Raw genomic sequence first — 14979 nt, 5'->3', positions numbered from 1 at the left:
ATTACTTGGCCGCCTGCTGGCGCAGCACCTGCAGGCAGTGGCGCAGTTCTTCGTCCATCGGCGCTTCGATGCGCATCGTTTCGCCGGTGGCCGGATGCTCAAAGCGCAGCGCCGCAGCGTGCAGGAACAGACGTTTCAGGCCGGTGCCCGCCAGTTGACGATCGAACTCGCGATCGCCATAGCGATCGTCAAAAGCGATCGGGTGCCCGGCATGCAGGGTGTGCACGCGGATCTGGTGGGTGCGCCCGGTGATCGGGCTGGCCTTCACCAGGGTGGCGAACTCGTAACGCTCTTCCACCTTGAAGCGGGTTTCCGAAGGCTTGCCTTCGCTATTGACGCGCACGATGCGTTCGCCGCTTTGCAGAATGTTTTTCAGCAGCGGCGCCTGTACGGCCTTGCAGTGGGATTGCCACTGGCCGCGCACCAGCGCCAGATAATCCTTCTGCATGCCCTTCAGCCGCAGTTGCTCATGCAAAGAGCGCAGCGCGGAACGCTTCTTGGCCACCAATAGCACGCCGGAGGTGTCGCGATCCAGGCGATGCACCAGCTCGAGGAAGCGAGCCTCGGGGCGCAGCGCCCGCAGCCCTTCAATCACGCCGAAGCTCAGGCCGCTGCCGCCGTGCACCGCAGTGCCGGAAGGCTTGTTGAGGATCAGCAGGTGGTCGTCTTCATACAGAATGCAGTCGGCCAACGCGGCCACCTTATCCAGCTTGGCCGACACCGGCGCCTCTTCGCGTTCGGCCACGCGCACCGGCGGCACGCGCACCACGTCGCCGGCCGCCAATTTGTATTCGACCTTGATGCGCCCTTTATTGACCCGCACCTCGCCTTTACGCACGATGCGGTAAATCATGCTCTTCGGCACGCCTTTCAGACGAGCGAGCAGAAAGTTGTCGATTCTCTGACCGGCTTCGTCGTCGGAAATCGTGATGAATTGTACTGCTGGATTGTTCGTTTTCATGGTGCGGGATTCTAAATAGAGCGCGTGAATAGCGCCACATCTTTTTCTGTGCTTAACTGTCTCTCTGACGGCGGGCGAAACCCCAGCGGACAATAAGGCAGCAAGCCGATTTGAACGTTTGCGATTTCTTCCGCAGTTAAGGAAAAGTCACCTTGCTATAACGGCATCAGCAGTGGAATAATGCAGTCACTTTCCGCGTTGATTCTCGTTAAACAGGGAAAACGGTGGAATTATAAAATTTGTCTGATCGCGCAAAAACGCAGCAATGGCGTAAGACGTAATGCGAAATCAAACAATTAGCGGGCTGCGGGTTGCAGCTTGGCCGGCAAATGGAATCAGATCTGTCGACGTAAATCAGAGGCTATTCCCCTAGTAAAAGTGCTGCCTTTCACAAAGAAAGGCAGGCTTACCGAGATAATGCGCCCCTATGCAGGCGACAACCGTGAGGTTGACGGCTTTGCGAGAAGACACGGGGCTTTCGGTTTAACTCCGGCCATGAGGTTATTTTGCCCGCAGCTTTGTCGATAATGTAAAAATAACGAGTAAGTTAAGATGAAAAGAATGTTGATTAACGCAACTCAGCAGGAAGAGTTGCGTGTTGCCCTCGTAGATGGACAGCGGCTGTATGATTTGGATATCGAAAGTCCGGGTCATGAGCAGAAAAAAGCGAATATTTACAAAGGCAAAATCACCCGCATTGAACCAAGTCTTGAAGCAGCGTTCGTGGACTACGGCGCAGAACGACATGGTTTCCTCCCTCTTAAAGAAATCGCCCGCGAATACTTCCCTAGCAATTACTCTTCCCATGGCCGCCCGAACATCAAAGATGTGCTGCGCGAAGGCCAGGAAGTCATCGTTCAGGTAGACAAAGAAGAACGTGGCAACAAAGGCGCCGCCTTGACCACCTTCATCAGCCTGGCGGGCAGCTATCTGGTTCTGATGCCGAACAACCCGCGCGCCGGCGGCATTTCTCGCCGCATCGAGGGTGACGATCGCACCGAGCTGAAAGAAGCGCTCTCTTCGCTGCAACTGCCGGACGGCATGGGCCTGATCGTTCGCACCGCGGGCGTAGGCAAATCCGCCGACGCGCTGCAGTGGGATCTCTCCTTCCGCCTGAAGCACTGGGAAGCGATTAAAAAAGCCGCCGAAGGCCGCCCTGCGCCGTTCCTGATCCATCAGGAAAGCAACGTTATCGTGCGCGCCTTCCGCGATTACCTGCGCCCGGACATCGGCGAAATCCTGATCGACAACCCGAAAATTCTCGATCTGGCCAAAGAGCACATCGCTGCGCTGGGCCGCCCGGATTTCAGCAGCAAGATCAAACTGTACAGCGGTGAGATCCCTCTGTTCAGCCACTACCAGATCGAATCGCAGATCGAATCCGCCTTCCAGCGCGAAGTGCGCCTGCCGTCCGGCGGTTCGATCGTCATCGACAGCACTGAAGCGCTGACCGCCATCGATATCAACTCCGCGCGCGCAACCCGCGGCGGCGACATCGAAGAGACGGCGTTCAACACCAACCTGGAAGCGGCGGACGAGATCGCGCGCCAACTGCGCCTGCGTGACCTCGGCGGCCTGATCGTCATCGACTTCATCGACATGACGCCGGTACGCCACCAGCGCGAAGTGGAAAACCGCCTGCGCGACGCCGTGCGTCAGGACCGCGCGCGCATCCAGATCGGCCGCATCTCCCGCTTCGGCCTGCTGGAAATGTCGCGTCAGCGCCTCAGCCCGTCGCTGGGCGAGTCCAGCCACCATGTGTGCCCGCGCTGTAACGGCACCGGCACCATTCGCGACAACGAATCGCTGGCGCTGTCCATCCTGCGTCTGATCGAAGAAGAAGCGCTGAAGGAAAACACCAAAGAAGTTCACGCTATCGTGCCGGTTCAGGTCGCTTCGTACCTGCTGAACGAAAAGCGCGAATCCGTCAGCGCGATCGAAAAACGCCAGGGCGGCGTGAAAGCCGTCATCGTGCCGAACGATCAGATGCAAACCCCGCACTACTCGGTGCTGCGCGTGCGTAAGGGTGAAGAGACTTCCACCCTCAGCTACCTGCTGCCGAAGCTGCACGAAGAAGACATGGAGCGCCCGCTGGAAGATGCGCCGATGGAACGCAAGCGTCCGGAGCAACCGGCCCTGGCTTCCTTCTCGCTGTCCGCCGATGCGCCGCCGCCGGCTGAAGAACCTGTCGCCGTGGCCAAACCTGTCGCTGCAGCCGTCAAGGCTAAAGCCGCAGCGCCGGTCGCCGCCAAGCCGGGCTTCCTGGGCCGCCTGTTCGGTGGTCTGAAGAGCCTGTTCGCCGGTGAAGAACAACCTGCCGTCGAAGAAGCCAAACCGGCCGAAACGCCGAAAGCGGAAGGCAACGGTGAAAACCGTCGTCAGGATCGTCGCGGTCAGCGCCGCCAAGGCACCGGCCGTAAAGAGCGCGGTGAGCGTGGCGATCGTCCGGAACGCGGCGAGCGTAAAGAGCGCGGTGAAGGCCGTGACAATCGCGAGCGTGACAACCGTGAACCGCGTGAGAACCGTGAAGGCCGTGAATCGCGTGAATCCCGCGATGAGCAGCGCCGTAACCGCCGCAACCAGCAGCAGAACGCGCCGGTAGCTGAGGAAACCGCAGCGGAAGAAAGCGCTAAAGCGCCGCGCGAAGATCAGCAGCAGCGCCGTGAGCAGCGTGCTGAACGCCAGCGTCGTCGTCAGGAAGAGAAACGTCAGGCTCAGCAGGAAGTGAAAGCGCTGGAAAGCGTTGAAGCGGTCGAGAGCACCGACGAAGAGCAGGAAGAACGCCAGCAGCAGAACATGCAGCGCCGTCAGCGCCGTCCACTGTCGCAGAAAGTGCGTATCCTGTCTGCGGAAGAAGAACTGCAGCGTGCAGCGGAAGAGCTGTTGGCGCCGAAAGCGCCGGTAGCGAAAGCCGAAGACGCGCAGCCGACTGCCGACGACAGCGTCAAGCTGCTGCCGGAAACCGTTGCTGCACAACCGGAAGACGATGCCCAGGGTGAAAACCGCGGCAACGGCGAAGGCATGCCGCGCCGTTCCCGTCGTTCACCGCGTCACCTGCGCGTCAGCGGCCAGCGTCGCCGTCGTTACCGCGATGAGCGTTACCCGCTGCAATCCCCAATGCCGTTGGCGGGCGCCTTCGCTTCGCCGGAAATGGCGTCGGGCAAAGTGTGGGTGAGCTACCCGGTCGCTCAGGTTGAAGAAGCCGAAGTGCAGACCGAAACCGTAGAACAGGCAGCGGCACCCGTTGTCGCCGCAGCGGTTGAACAGCACAGCGTTGCCGTGGAAGAAGCGCAGATCGTGGCCAGCGTCAACGAACCGGCAGCAGAAGCCGCCGCTGAAACTGTTACCGTCGCCGTAGCGGAAGAAGCCGCAGTCGTTGCTACCCCGGCCGAGGAAACCCCTGCGCCGGTAGCAGCAGCGCCGGCAGCTGTCGCGGTTGAAGAGCCGAAAGCGGAAGAAACTGCCCCGGCAGTGGAAGCCGAGCCGGTAGCTGAAACCGTTGCGGCAGAACCTGTGGTTGAAACTGCCGCACCAGCGGAAGAGGCCCCTGTGGCCGTCGCTGCGCCGGTAGAAGCTGCGCCTGTGGCAGAAACAGCGCCTGCAGCCGCCGCCGTGGAAGTGGCCCCGGAGGAAAAAGCTCCTGCGACTATCGCCGCTGAACCTGTGCCTGCGGTTGTTCAACAACCAACGCCGGTGAAAGCCGTGCAGGACGTGCTGTACAAGCACATCGCCACTGCGCCGATGACTAAAGCGCCTGCGCCTGCCTACGTGCCGGAAGAACGCAAGCACAGCGACTGGCAGCGCCCTTCCTTCAACTTTGAAGGCAAAGGTTCCGCCGGCGGTCACTCGGCGGTGAGCCAGGCGACCGCGCCGGCCACCAAGCCGCAGCCGGTTAACGAATAAGTTAATCTGCAACCCTAAAAAAAACCCGCCATCGGCGGGTTTTTTCTTGGCTGCAAAAAGATTCAGGCGATCTTCTTCAGCTTTTTGATGTCCAAAACATCCAGCTTGCCATCGAGCCGGCTGACGAACTGCTGAAAATGCGCCGTCTTATTATGCTTATCCAGCGCTTCGCTGCTGGCCCAGCGCTCGAAGAACACGAAGACGCCCGGTTTTTCCAGGTCGCGATGCAAATCATATTGCAGATTGCCCAACTCCTGGCGGCTAGGCTCGAGTATGTCGTGCACCGCTTCGCTGACGGCGGCCTCAAATCCCGCTTTTGCTTGCAGGGTGGCGATAACGCGTACTTCCATTGTTTTCTCCCTTTCCACTTGATGGCAGTCGACCCTAATCATGTCGGCATCGTTGAAATCCCTGCCACTATGCGCCTGCTGGCCCATTGATTTCAACTTGTCGGCAACAAACAGATGCATCTGCGGCACTTTCCGCTTATCCTTACACCCCGGCGTGAATAAACCCATTATTCGCTTTTCATTAGACGTATTTGACCGCCGGAGCCTAGCTAGATGACCGCACAACCTCAAGTTCTGAAAATCCGCCGCCCAGACGACTGGCATATTCACCTGCGTGACGATGAGATGCTGAAAACCGTGGTGCCCTATACCAGCCAGGTATTTGGCCGGGCGATCGTGATGCCGAACCTGGTTCCGCCCGTAACGACCGTGGCCGCCGCGCGCGCCTACCGCGATCGCATTCTGGCGGCGGTTCCGCAGGGCCACAATTTCACTCCGCTGATGACCTGCTACCTGACCAACTCCCTGGCGGCCAGTGAACTGATCAACGGCTTCGAGCAAGGGGTGTTTACCGCCGCCAAGCTGTATCCGGCCAACGCCACCACCAACTCCAGCCACGGCGTCAGCGACGTGACCGGCATTTACCCGTTGTTCGAGCAGATGCAAAAAATCGGCATGCCGCTGCTTATCCACGGCGAAGTGACCGATCCTGCCGTCGATATCTTCGACCGCGAGGCGCGCTTTATCGAACAGGTGATGGAACCTATTCGCCGTCACTTCCCGGAACTGAAAATCGTCTTCGAGCACATCACCACCAAAGAAGCGGCTCAATACGTGCAGGCAGGCAACCGTTTCCTCGGCGCCACCATCACGCCGCAGCACCTGATGTTCAACCGCAACCACATGCTGGTCGGCGGCATTCGCCCACACTTGTTCTGCCTGCCGATCCTCAAGCGCAATGTGCACCAGGAAGCGCTGCGCCAGGCGGTGGCCAGCGGCTCGGACCGTTTCTTCCTCGGCACCGACTCTGCGCCGCACCTCAAGCATCGCAAGGAGTCCAGCTGCGGCTGCGCCGGCTGTTTCAACGCACCGAATGCCATCCCGGCTTACGCCGCCGTTTTCGAACAGCTCGGCGCGCTGGAGCACTTCGAGGCCTTCTGTTCGCTCAACGGCCCGCGCTTCTACGGCCTGCCTCTCAACGAAGACTTCATCGAGCTGCAGCGCGTGCCAACCACCCAGCCGGAAGCGATCGCCCTGGGCGATGAGTCCGTCATCCCCTTCCTGGCCGGCGAAACCTTAAGCTGGTCGTTGAAAGACTGATATTTTTGCTTTCCCTACTTGCTCCCGCTCGCGGTTAACTGTATAAATAAACAGTAAATCGCTTCGGGGGCAATTATGCGTGTTGAAGTCACTATAGATAAAACCCGGCCGCTGCCGTCGGGCGCCATTGAGGCGCTGACCGGTGAACTGGGCAAGCGGGTCAATCGCCAGTTTCCAGACGCCGTCGTGCACGTCCGCTATGCCGGCACCAACGGGCTCTCCGTGCTGGGGGGGGCCAAAACCGACCGGGATCTGATCGAGGAAATCCTTCAGGAAACCTGGGAAAGCGCGGACGAATGGTTCAGCGCAGAATAACACTGCAATGCTGTTTTTGCCGGGGGTCGCTCTCCGGCTTTTTTGTTTCTGGCGCCCTGCTCTTTCATCGCTTACCCTTATTCTGGAACAAAATCCGCTGCATACTGTTTTTAACGCAAAGGAGTTAGCATGGCCCCGGACAAGGTGAAATCCGAAGACGCGATGACGTTTGGCGAATTGCTGGCGCTGATTGCCGATCAGAAAAGGCGTCTGAACGTACTGGAAGTGGCTTTCTCTTATCTGGCATTCAGCCTGGATGACAAAGCCAATCAATTGCTGATCCACAGCCTGAAGCTGGAATCGCAGAGCCAGAACCGCGACGCCGAAACGCAAAAGCATTTCGCGCATTTGGCCGAGGAGCTGGAAAAATGCCTGCACGGCTCACCGCCGCCTGCCGGCGCGGAATAACGCCGCCGCGCTTTATTCATCCACAGAACCGCATACGAATTTGTAGAATAATTGTTCAAATAAATATTTATTTTGCAAATTTCGGTGACAAACCCCTCCACCGATGAAAGCGGATGCGTATACTGTAATTGCTCTCATGATGATGAGCCGCATTGATCCTCGTTAGTCACTCACGGTAGTTACTACTCAATAAGGGGTCTTTATGGACAGAAATGATGAAGTAATTCAGACGCACCCGCTTGTCGGTTGGGATATCAGTACTGTCGACGTTTACGACGCCATGATGATACGCCTTCATTACCTGTCTTCACTAGACCAAACGCCCGAAGAAGCCCAAGTAGACCGAACGCTTTGGCTGACCACAGATGTCGCCCGTCAATTAATCAATATCTTAGAGGCCGGCATCGCCAAAATTGAAGCTACGGATTACCAGGATCTTGATCGCAGAAAGCATTGATTCATCGTCCCCTAACCCCTAAGGCGCCGCGCCCCATTCCCGGCGCCTTTTTCTTTGCCTTTCGCCGTTCAATCAGTGCATTGCGCTCGCCAAACTTTTATCATGGGCCGATAAGAAATCGCTATCAGAGAAGGTGGGCACGTGGAATATGATTTGATTGTGGTGGGCAGCGGTTCCGTCGGCGCAGCGGCAGGTTATTACGCCACGCGCGCCGGCTTGAAAGTGCTGATGATCGACAGCGCCATCCCGCCACACCGCAACGGCAGCCATCACGGCGATACCCGCATTATCCGTCACGCTTACGGCGAAGGCGAAAAATACGTGCCGCTGGTGCTGCGCGCGCAGGCGCTGTGGAATGCGCTGATTCAGCAATCCGGCGAGGAGCTGTTCCAGTCGTGCGGCGTACTCAACCTGGGGCCGCAGCAGTCCGAATTCATTCGCAATGCGCAGCACAGCGCACAACAATTCCGCCTGAACGCGCAAACCCTCAGCGCCGAACAGATCAATCAACGTTGGCCGGAATTCCGTGCGCCGGAAGGCTACGTCGGCGTCTTCGAGCCGGACGCCGGATTCCTGCGTTCCGAGCTGGCGGTAGCCGGCCTGATCAAGCTGGCGAAAGAAGCCGGCTGCAGTCAGTTGTTCAACTGCCCGGTCAACGCGGTAACGCCTATCGATGGCGGTGTGGAGGTCGTCACCGGCGAAGGGCGCTTTACGGCGCGCAAAGCGGTAGTTACCGCCGGCACCTGGGTCAAAGCGCTGTTGCCGCAATTGCCGGTCACGCCATTGCGCAAGGTCTTCTCCTGGCACCAGGCGGACGGCCGCTACAGCGTGAATAATCGTTTCCCGGCCTTTACCGTCGAAGCGCAAGACGGCACGCACTATTACGGCTTCCCGGCGGACAACGACGGGCTGAAAATAGGCAAGCACGACGGCGGCCAGCCGATGGATGCCCCCGAGCAGCGTAAACCCTTCGGCAGCTATGCCAGCGACGGCACGGAAGTCTTCGCCTTCCTGCGGCAGTTTTTGCCGGGTGTAGGCGTATGTTTACACGGTGAAGCCTGCAGTTACGATATGAGCCCCGACGAAGATTTTATTATCGATACCCTGCCGGGTTGCGATCGCCTGATGGTCATCAGCGGCTTGAGCGGCCACGGATTCAAGTTCGCCAGCGCACTGGGCGAGATCGCCGCGCTGTTCGCGCAGGACAAAGCGCCGCCGGTCGACGTTTCCTGCTTTGGCCTGAAGCGATTTCGTTGAGCGAAGGATTTCGCTGTCCGCATTCACCCTTGTCCCTGGACAGCGAAATTTGATGGTTACAATTTATTAACCTGCTAACGCTTTTAAATATCAAGTAAAAATCCTGATAACGGAAATTTCTTGTATTCAGCAATTGAATTTCCGAATTGAACACTTGCAGTGTAAGTCCTATTTTACAGAAGATATGCTCCATCGGCTTTCAACAAGGACGTCACCATGAAACTACTTGTCGTGGACGAATGCTGCTTCACCCGGGTCGGTATAGCCAGCTACTTTGCGGATAGTGGAATTACGACGATCAAATGCTGCCATAGCATTGAGCACGCTACGCCGCTGTTGGCCAGCTTTCAGCCGAGTCATATACTGGTGAACCTCAGCAACCAATGCCGCTATAACGAAGCCGACGCGCAGCTGCTGGCGTTTATGGAAGCCAGCCAGTCCGCCCTGCTGTTCATCTATCTCGACACCCCTTACCCTTACAGCGAAACGCCAATGCGTATCGCCGATAACGCATTTCTGTTCAATAAAAGCATCCTGCCGTTCACCTTGCGCATGCTGCGCGAAAATCCGCTGGCGCTGGCCGATGACGGCGAAGAGCGTTCGCTGTTCAGCCCGCAGGAACTGACGGTGATGAAATATTGGATGGCGGAAATGCCCAACTACCGCATCGCGAAAAAACTGCAGATCAGCTCGCATACGGTGTACGTGCACAAACGTCACATTACGGAGAAGATCAACGCGCGCAATCGCCTGGAGTTCTACTCGCTGTATAACGTACTGCGCTACTTCTATCCGCCGAGTGCACCAACCAATTCGACGCCGTTGGCGCTGCTGGCGGTTTAGCATCAAGCCTGCGATAACGCAGGCTTTTTTATCGCCATTCGCCCACCGCCCCCACGCGGCGCGCTATAAAAGACGCCAAGAAAAGGACTATAATCAAAGGTCCCTTTCTTCAGGCGGCTGAAATGTTAAACCGAATTCTGGCGGCGATCGTCAACAACGTGCGCGAGCACCTGGTGCTGTACCTGTGTCTGTGGCTGGTGCTGTTGGTGCTGGATGTCTATTTCTTCTTCGTGATGTAACCCATGTCGTCGTCATTTCCCCGACTGAGCTTCAACCGCTTTGGCGACCCCGCCGAGGTGCTGGAACTGCAGCAGGCGAGCAAACCGCCACTGCGCCCCGGCCAGCGGTTGCTGCGGATGCGCTATGCCCCGATCAACCCTTCCGACCTGATCCCGATTCACGGTCAATATGCGCACCGCATCGCCCTGCCGCAGGTGCCGGGGTATGAAGGCGTGGGCGTCATCGTCGATCCGCAAAGCGGGCGCTCAACCGGCCGACGCGCGCTGGCGATAGCCGGTGACGGCAGCTGGCAAACCTTCGTCACGCTGCCTGAAGAGCGGGTGGTCTGGGTGCCGGACGACATCGACGACGCCAGCGCGGCGCAAATCTATATCAACCCGCTCACCTGCTGGGTGCTGTTGACGCAATGGCTGTCGCTCACCGCCGGCGACGTGCTGCTGCTTAACGGCGGCGGCTCCGCCGTTAGCCTGCTGCTGGCGCAGCTGACGGCGCTGCGCGGCATTCGTCTGGCGGTCGTGGCGCGCAACGCCGCTCATCGCCCGGCGCTGCTGGCCGCCGGCGCCTGGCGCGTTATCGACGCGCCTCAGTTGGCACAGATGACGAATTTTGGCGCCCGCGCGGCCATCGACTGCATCGGTGGAGAAGACGGCTTGCAGCTGGCGCGGGCGGTTCGCACCGGCGGCGACTTCGTGGCGCTGGGCCTTTTAGGTGGGCGTCAGGTGGACTGGCGGCGCGTGGTGGACGAGCTGAAGCTGCGCGCTTCGCTGTTTCACCTGCGCAAATGGAACGCACAGGCAGCACCGGCGCAGTGGCAGACGGCGTTTTATCAGCTCTTCCAGCTGCTGCGACGCGGGGAGCTGGCGCTGCGCCCACCTGCCGCAGTTTACCCTCTGCACCAGTTCGCAGCGGCGCTGCAGCATGCCGCCCAGCCAGGCGTAAACGGAAAAATCTTCCTCACTCCGGCGGCATCGGAGGCTGACGCGGCGGGCGACCGTCCCCCAAAATGACCGCCAGCCGATAGCCGCCCTCGGTAGTCTCCAGCGCGATGCGCGCCACGATTGTCAGCGGCACCGACAGCAGCATGCCGACCGGCCCCAGCAGCCAGCCCCAAAAGATCAGCGACAGGAATACCACCAGCGTCGACAGCCCCAGCCCGCGCCCCATCACTCTCGGCTCGAGGATATTGCCGATCACCATGTTGATAGCGATAAAGCCGCCCGCTACCACCAGCGCATCGCCCAATCCGTTGAACAGCAGCGCCTGAATCAGCGGCGGAATGGCGGCCAACACCGAGCCGATATTGGGAATATAGTTGAGCAGAAACGCCAGCAGCCCCCAGATAAAGGCGAAGCGCACGCCGACCGCCGCCAGAAAGATCCAGACGATCACCCCGGTGGCCAGGCTAATAATGGTTTTAATCACCAGATAGCGCGTCACGCCATCCAGCGCTCGCCGCATCGCGGCGAGCCCCTCGTCCGGTTTATCCAGCGCCTGCCGCAGCTTGTAAGGCAGCAGTTGCACTTCGAACAGCATGAACACCACGGTCATCAGCAGCAGGAAGACGTTGGTCATGGCGCCAGACAAGTGCCCCAGCATGCGGGTGACCAGATTCATCGCCGCGCTGGGATCGACATACTGCAGCATCGCTTCGCTGGAGAGGCTGATGTTGAAGCGGTCGGCGTAATGCTGCAGCTCGCGCAGCTTCTCGATCATCATGCCGCGATACTGCGGCAGCGAGCGGGCGAACTCATTGAGCGAAGCGCCTAACATGCCGATAAACAGCATCACGACCACGATCACCGCCGTCACCAGCAGCGTGACGCCAACGATGCGCGGCACGCGCTTGCGTTCCAGCATCGCCACCAGCGGGTTCAACACCATGGCGAGAAACACCGCCAGTAAAAACGGCACCACGATATCGGCGGCGGCTTTCACCCCGGCCAAAATGATCACCAACATCGCCAGCAGGACGGCCAGGCGCAGGCTGCTGTCGGTCACGCGGGTACGGCCCATGACGTTTCCTTGTTATTTCACTGGGTTAACCGGCCTCATGGGGCCGTCTCTTGGCGCTAATGGTAGCAAAATTCCGCCGCCGCGCCGCAGGGTATTTAACGCAACCGTTCGATGAAACTAATCTTTTCGCCCTTCTCTCGTCGCAAGAAATAGGCATAACCTTTGCCAACAAATAATCCCGCCGGGCAATTCATGCAGAATTTACGTAAAATGACAAAAGCTGACGTTAATAAAGAATAATCCTAATTTTCAACAACTAGCATAAATTTTACGTGAGCAAAATAATATCATCTTCAACGATTTATCTGATTAACTCCCAACATCTCAAACAAATTCACTGACTAATATTTCAAAGTAGTAACATAGTTAAATTTATTATTGATTTTATGTTTCCTAAAGTTTAATTATTGCAGCCAGCCAATCGGTAATCGAAGGAAACAGGATGCTCTGGAAAAATACCGCCGATCGTTTCGGCCATGTGTCAGTGTTGATCCACTGGCTGGTGGCGCTGACGGTATACGGCATGTTCGCGCTCGGCCTGTGGATGGTCACGCTGGGCTATTACGACGTCTGGTACCACCAGGCGCCGGAGATCCACAAAAGCATCGGCGCGCTGCTGTTCATCGTCATGGTGATCCGCGTGATCTGGCGCTTTGTCTCGCCGCCGCCCAAGCCTTTGGCCAGCTATGGCCGCCTCACTCGCGTCAGCGCCATCCTCGCGCATCTGGCGCTGTACGCCGTGTTGTTCGGCATTCTGATCAGCGGCTATCTGATCTCGACCGCCGACGGCCAGCCGATCAGCGTGTTCGGCTGGTTCAACGTGCCCGCCACCGTCACCGGTATGGCCGAACAGGCCGATACTGCCGGCGCCATACACCTTTACCTGGCCTGGACCGTGGTCGTGCTTTCGGTACTGCACGGGCTGGCCGCGCTTAAACATCACTTTATCGATCGTGATGTCACTTTGAAACGGATGCTGGGTAGCAGCGCCGATTAACCTTTGGATTTATGGAGATTGCTATGTTGAAAAAGACCGTATTGGGCCTGACCGCAGGCGCCCTGCTGCTGAGCGCCGGTTCCGCACTGGCGGCGAATTACAAGATCGACAAACAGGGCCAGCATGCCTTTATCGAATTCCGCATCCAACACCTGGGCTACAGCTGGCTGTACGGCAGCTTTAAAGACTTCGACGGCGGCTTCACCTTCGACGAAAAAGATCCGTCCAAGGACAAGGTCAATGTGACCATCAATACCGCCAGCGTCGACACCAACCACGCCGAGCGCGACAAGCATCTGCGCAGCGCCGAGTTCCTCAACGTGGAGAAGAACAAGCAGGCCAAGTTTGAATCCACCGAAGTGAAGAAAAACGGCGACGGTTATGCGGTGGTCGGCAACCTGACGCTGAACGGCGTGACCAAGCCGGTTACGCTGGACGCCAAACTGATTGGCCAGGGCAACGATCCGTGGGGCGGCTACCGCGCCGGCTTTGAAGCCAACGGCAAGATCAAGCTGAAAGACTTCGGCATCACCACCGATCTGGGCCCGGCATCGCAAGACGTTGAGCTGATCATCTCCGTAGAAGGCGTGCGCGAGAAATAAAAAAAAGCCCGGCCAGACGGCCGGGCTTCTCATTTCGTCAGGCTCAGCGAGCTGGGCCTTCTTCTTCCGGTGCCGGAATGTGCATCGTGGTCTGCAACAATCCTTTCGATTTATTGAAGATCTTGACGCCATTCTCACGGCCGGCACGGCGCGCACGCTGCTCTTCGCGCGGCAACTTCAGCTCTTCGCGGCAAATCTCGCTGCAGCACCCTTCAAACTTGGCGGCGCAGCTCGGGCACTGAATGAACAGCAGGTGACAGCCGTCGTTCTTGCAGTTGGTGTGGGTATCGCATGGCGCACCGCACTGGTGGCAGTTGGCGATCACATCCTCGGAGATGCGTTCGCCCATGCGCTCATCGAACACGAAGTTTTTGCCGATAAACTTCAGCGGCAACCCCTGCTCTTTCGCTTTGCGAGTGTACTCGATGATCCCGCCTTCCACGTGGTAGATGTTTTTAAAGCCGTTGTGCAGCATATAGGCGCTGGCTTTTTCACAGCGAATGCCGCCGGTGCAGTACATGACGATGTTTTTGTCTTTGCTGTCCTGCAGCATCTCCACCGCCATCGGCAGCTGATCGCGGAAGGTATCCGACGGCACCTCGATGGCGTTTTCGAAGTGACCGACTTCGTACTCATAGTGGTTGCGCATATCGACGAATACCGTGTTCGGATCGTCGATCATCTGATTGACGCGATCGGCCTGCAGATACTCGCCGACGTTGCTCGGATCGAAGCTGTCGTCATCGATGCCGTCGGCCACGATGCGCTCGCGCACCTTGAGGCGCAGCACCCAGAAGGATTTGCCGTCGTCTTCCAGCGCGATGTTCAGGCGCACCTGATCCAGCGCCGGGTGCGAGGCGAACAGCGCGGTTTTGAACGCGTCGAAGTTATGCTGCGGTACGCTGATCTGCGCGTTGATGCCCTCTTTCGCCACGTAGATGCGGCCAAACACCTTCAGTTTTTCAAACTGAACGTACAGGCTGTCGCGAAACGCTTTGGGATCGTCGATGGAGAAGTATTTGTAAAAAGAAACTGTGGTGCGCGGCTCGGTTTCCGCCAGCATGCGCGCCTTCAGTTCCTCGTTAGAAATTCGGTTATGTAACACTGGCATGGTGTACTTTCCTGTCTTTCGGGAGGTGACTGATTACCGCGCGCTGCCAACCGGCCCGCGCGCGGCGCACATCATACCCGAAAAACCGGCGCAGCGCACAGCTGCGCACGAGCCAAGGGGCCCCATATGGATGCCTTGTGCACCATAGCATCGCCGAAGATGCCCATGCCGTTGTCCTTGCACAGGAAATTTTGTGGAAAAATCCCACACCTGATGCATATTTAACGCCGAAAAGGGGATTTTAATGCGTTGTTTTTTCCCG

Annotated in this window: 15 protein-coding genes; 11 read left to right on the top strand and 4 right to left on the bottom strand. The window is 58.1% G+C overall.

All coding sequences use genetic code 11. From position 1 onward, the window contains the following. Position 1: 1 nt before the first annotated feature. Positions 2-961, bottom strand: a complete 960-nt coding sequence (gene rluC, locus AAIE04_RS05190; RefSeq protein WP_046899261.1) for a 23S rRNA pseudouridine(955/2504/2580) synthase RluC — start codon at positions 959-961, stop codon at positions 2-4. Between the two features lie 552 nt (positions 962-1513). Between rluC and rne the strand changes: the two genes are divergently transcribed. Further along, entirely contained in the window at positions 1514-4864 is a 3351-nt protein-coding gene (gene rne, locus AAIE04_RS05185; RefSeq protein ID WP_498057003.1) for a ribonuclease E, read from the top strand. A gap of 62 nt (positions 4865-4926) precedes the next feature. Here rne and AAIE04_RS05180 read toward each other — a convergent pair whose 3' ends face one another. Next, positions 4927-5214 (bottom strand): putative quinol monooxygenase, encoded by a 288-nt coding sequence (locus AAIE04_RS05180; protein WP_019455847.1) that lies wholly within the window; start codon positions 5212-5214, stop codon positions 4927-4929. A gap of 213 nt (positions 5215-5427) precedes the next feature. On the opposite strand from AAIE04_RS05180, the gene pyrC reads away from it, so the two are divergent. The 8 genes from pyrC (at position 5428) to AAIE04_RS05140 (ending at position 11001) form a co-directional block, all read left to right on the top strand. Beyond that, complete coding sequence (gene pyrC, locus AAIE04_RS05175; protein ID WP_074054520.1) at positions 5428-6474, top strand: dihydroorotase; 1047 nt, start codon at positions 5428-5430, stop codon at positions 6472-6474. Positions 6475-6549: 75 nt separating this feature from the next. Further along, positions 6550-6789 carry a DNA damage-inducible protein I gene (gene dinI, locus AAIE04_RS05170; protein ID WP_019455849.1) on the top strand — a complete coding sequence of 80 codons (240 nt, stop codon included), beginning with the start codon at positions 6550-6552 and terminating at the stop codon, positions 6787-6789. 129 nt (positions 6790-6918) lie between these two features. Continuing rightward, entirely contained in the window at positions 6919-7197 is a 279-nt protein-coding gene (locus AAIE04_RS05165; protein ID WP_019455850.1) for a hypothetical protein, read from the top strand. 202 nt (positions 7198-7399) lie between these two features. Further along, positions 7400-7654 (top strand): biofilm formation regulator BssS, encoded by a 255-nt coding sequence (bssS, locus tag AAIE04_RS05160; RefSeq protein ID WP_004927812.1) that lies wholly within the window; start codon positions 7400-7402, stop codon positions 7652-7654. A gap of 141 nt (positions 7655-7795) precedes the next feature. Further along, positions 7796-8911 (top strand): N-methyl-L-tryptophan oxidase, encoded by a 1116-nt coding sequence (gene solA / locus AAIE04_RS05155; RefSeq protein ID WP_498576611.1) that lies wholly within the window; start codon positions 7796-7798, stop codon positions 8909-8911. Positions 8912-9127: 216 nt separating this feature from the next. Further along, the gene (locus AAIE04_RS05150) at positions 9128-9754 is read left to right on the top strand and encodes a response regulator transcription factor (RefSeq protein ID WP_025159950.1); all 627 of its coding nucleotides are present in this window, start codon (positions 9128-9130) and stop codon (positions 9752-9754) included. 122 nt (positions 9755-9876) lie between these two features. After that, positions 9877-9993: a DUF2770 family protein gene (locus tag AAIE04_RS05145; RefSeq protein WP_046686852.1), complete on the top strand. Its 117-nt coding sequence runs from the start codon at positions 9877-9879 to the stop codon at positions 9991-9993. Between the two features lie 3 nt (positions 9994-9996). Next, the gene (locus AAIE04_RS05140; RefSeq protein WP_498576610.1) at positions 9997-11001 is read left to right on the top strand and encodes a zinc-dependent alcohol dehydrogenase family protein; all 1005 of its coding nucleotides are present in this window, start codon (positions 9997-9999) and stop codon (positions 10999-11001) included. Here AAIE04_RS05140 and AAIE04_RS05135 read toward each other — a convergent pair. After that, complete coding sequence (locus AAIE04_RS05135; protein ID WP_198635405.1) at positions 10949-12007, bottom strand: AI-2E family transporter; 1059 nt, start codon at positions 12005-12007, stop codon at positions 10949-10951. The two genes, AAIE04_RS05140 and AAIE04_RS05135, sit on opposite strands and share 53 nt — an antisense overlap. A 442-nt stretch (positions 12008-12449) precedes the next feature. Here AAIE04_RS05135 and AAIE04_RS05130 point away from each other — a divergent pair, with 442 nt between their 5' ends. Both AAIE04_RS05130 and AAIE04_RS05125 read left to right on the top strand, forming a co-directional pair. Next, positions 12450-13004 (top strand): cytochrome b, encoded by a 555-nt coding sequence (locus tag AAIE04_RS05130; protein WP_019455855.1) that lies wholly within the window; start codon positions 12450-12452, stop codon positions 13002-13004. 23 nt (positions 13005-13027) lie between these two features. Then, a complete protein-coding gene (locus tag AAIE04_RS05125) occupies positions 13028-13606 on the top strand; it encodes a YceI family protein (protein WP_019455856.1) in 579 nt (192 codons plus the stop codon). Positions 13607-13649: 43 nt separating this feature from the next. Here the strand turns inward: AAIE04_RS05125 and trhO are convergent, their stop codons facing one another. After that, positions 13650-14717: an oxygen-dependent tRNA uridine(34) hydroxylase TrhO gene (trhO, locus tag AAIE04_RS05120; RefSeq protein WP_498576609.1), complete on the bottom strand. Its 1068-nt coding sequence runs from the start codon at positions 14715-14717 to the stop codon at positions 13650-13652. Positions 14718-14979 lie beyond the last annotated feature (262 nt).

The sequence above is a fragment of the Serratia sp. Ae19-1 genome, from assembly GCF_059801225.1.
Note: the sequence above shows the minus strand (reverse complement) of the source record. Positions and strands in the feature narration are given on the sequence as shown.

Bases quoted from the DNA above. Each gene is read 5' to 3' on its own strand.
- rluC (WP_046899261.1), bottom strand. From the start codon at position 961: ATGAAAACGAACAATCCAGCAGTACAATTCATCACGATTTCCGACGAC.
- rne (WP_498057003.1), top strand. From the start codon at position 1,514: ATGAAAAGAATGTTGATTAACGCAACTCAGCAGGAAGAGTTGCGTGTT.
- AAIE04_RS05180 (WP_019455847.1), bottom strand. From the start codon at position 5,214: ATGGAAGTACGCGTTATCGCCACCCTGCAAGCAAAAGCGGGATTTGAG.
- pyrC (WP_074054520.1), top strand. From the start codon at position 5,428: ATGACCGCACAACCTCAAGTTCTGAAAATCCGCCGCCCAGACGACTGG.
- dinI (WP_019455849.1), top strand. From the start codon at position 6,550: ATGCGTGTTGAAGTCACTATAGATAAAACCCGGCCGCTGCCGTCGGGC.
- AAIE04_RS05165 (WP_019455850.1), top strand. From the start codon at position 6,919: ATGGCCCCGGACAAGGTGAAATCCGAAGACGCGATGACGTTTGGCGAA.
- bssS (WP_004927812.1), top strand. From the start codon at position 7,400: ATGGACAGAAATGATGAAGTAATTCAGACGCACCCGCTTGTCGGTTGG.
- AAIE04_RS05150 (WP_025159950.1), top strand. From the start codon at position 9,128: ATGAAACTACTTGTCGTGGACGAATGCTGCTTCACCCGGGTCGGTATA.
- AAIE04_RS05145 (WP_046686852.1), top strand. From the start codon at position 9,877: ATGTTAAACCGAATTCTGGCGGCGATCGTCAACAACGTGCGCGAGCAC.
- AAIE04_RS05140 (WP_498576610.1), top strand. From the start codon at position 9,997: ATGTCGTCGTCATTTCCCCGACTGAGCTTCAACCGCTTTGGCGACCCC.
- AAIE04_RS05135 (WP_198635405.1), bottom strand. From the start codon at position 12,007: ATGGGCCGTACCCGCGTGACCGACAGCAGCCTGCGCCTGGCCGTCCTG.
- AAIE04_RS05130 (WP_019455855.1), top strand. From the start codon at position 12,450: ATGCTCTGGAAAAATACCGCCGATCGTTTCGGCCATGTGTCAGTGTTG.
- AAIE04_RS05125 (WP_019455856.1), top strand. From the start codon at position 13,028: ATGTTGAAAAAGACCGTATTGGGCCTGACCGCAGGCGCCCTGCTGCTG.
- trhO (WP_498576609.1), bottom strand. From the start codon at position 14,717: ATGCCAGTGTTACATAACCGAATTTCTAACGAGGAACTGAAGGCGCGC.